The sequence below is a fragment of the Streptomyces sp. NPDC044921 genome, assembly GCF_056432865.1.
On the sequence record NZ_JBWKIF010000047.1, the window covers coordinates 1 to 1,415 of the forward strand.

The 1,415-nt window shown below is 56.6% G+C and carries 1 rRNA gene (running past one end of the window); it reads right to left on the minus strand.

Going from position 1 to position 1,415, the window contains the following annotated elements:
- Positions 1-22 precede the first annotated feature (22 nt).
- A 23S ribosomal RNA gene (locus AC07DA_RS36035) occupies positions 23-1,415 on the minus strand (it continues 1,369 nt past the right edge of the window).

Consider the following 1,415-nt stretch of genomic DNA (forward strand, 5'->3'; position numbering starts at 1 on the left):
AACACAGTGGACGCGAGCAACTGAGGACAAGCCCTCGGCCTATTAGTACCGGTCACCTCCACCAGTTACCTGGCTTCCAGATCCGGCCTATCAACCCAGTCGTCTACTGGGAGCCTTACCCCATCAAGTGGGTGGGAGTCCTCATCTCGAAGCAGGCTTCCCGCTTAGATGCTTTCAGCGGTTATCCCTCCCGAACGTAGCCAACCAGCCATGCCCTTGGCAGAACAACTGGCACACCAGAGGTTCGTCCGTCCCGGTCCTCTCGTACTAGGGACAGCCCTTCTCAAGACTCCTACGCGCACAGCGGATAGGGACCGAACTGTCTCACGACGTTCTAAACCCAGCTCGCGTACCGCTTTAATGGGCGAACAGCCCAACCCTTGGGACCGACTCCAGCCCCAGGATGCGACGAGCCGACATCGAGGTGCCAAACCATCCCGTCGATATGGACTCTTGGGGAAGATCAGCCTGTTATCCCCGGGGTACCTTTTATCCGTTGAGCGACGGCGCTTCCACAAGCCACCGCCGGATCACTAGTCCCGACTTTCGTCCCTGCTCGACCCGTCGGTCTCACAGTCAAGCTCCCTTGTGCACTTACACTCAACACCTGATTGCCAACCAGGCTGAGGGAACCTTTGGGCGCCTCCGTTACCCTTTAGGAGGCAACCGCCCCAGTTAAACTACCCATCAGACACTGTCCCTGATCCGGATCACGGACCCAGGTTAGACATCCAGCACGACCAGACTGGTATTTCAACGACGACTCCACCTGAACTGGCGTCCAAGCTTCACAGTCTCCCAGCTATCCTACACAAGCCGAACCGAACACCAATATCAAACTGTAGTAAAGGTCCCGGGGTCTTTCCGTCCTGCTGCGCGAAACGAGCATCTTTACTCGTAGTGCAATTTCACCGGGCCTATGGTTGAGACAGTCGAGAAGTCGTTACGCCATTCGTGCAGGTCGGAACTTACCCGACAAGGAATTTCGCTACCTTAGGATGGTTATAGTTACCACCGCCGTTTACTGGCGCTTAAGTTCTCAGCTTCGCCTGGACGAATCCAAGCTAACCGGTCCCCTTAACGTTCCAGCACCGGGCAGGCGTCAGTCCGTATACATCGCCTTACGGCTTCGCACGGACCTGTGTTTTTAGTAAACAGTCGCTTCTCGCTGGTCTCTGCGGCCACCCCCAGCTCCGGCAGCAAGTGCCGTCACCGGATGTGGCCCCCCTTCTCCCGAAGTTACGGGGGCATTTTGCCGAGTTCCTTAACCATAGTTCACCCGAACGCCTCGGTATTCTCTACCTGACCACCTGAGTCGGTTTAGGGTACGGGCCGCCATGAAACTCGCTAGAGGCTTTTCTCGACAGCATAGGATCATCCACTTCACCACAATCGGCTCGGCATCAGGTCTCAGC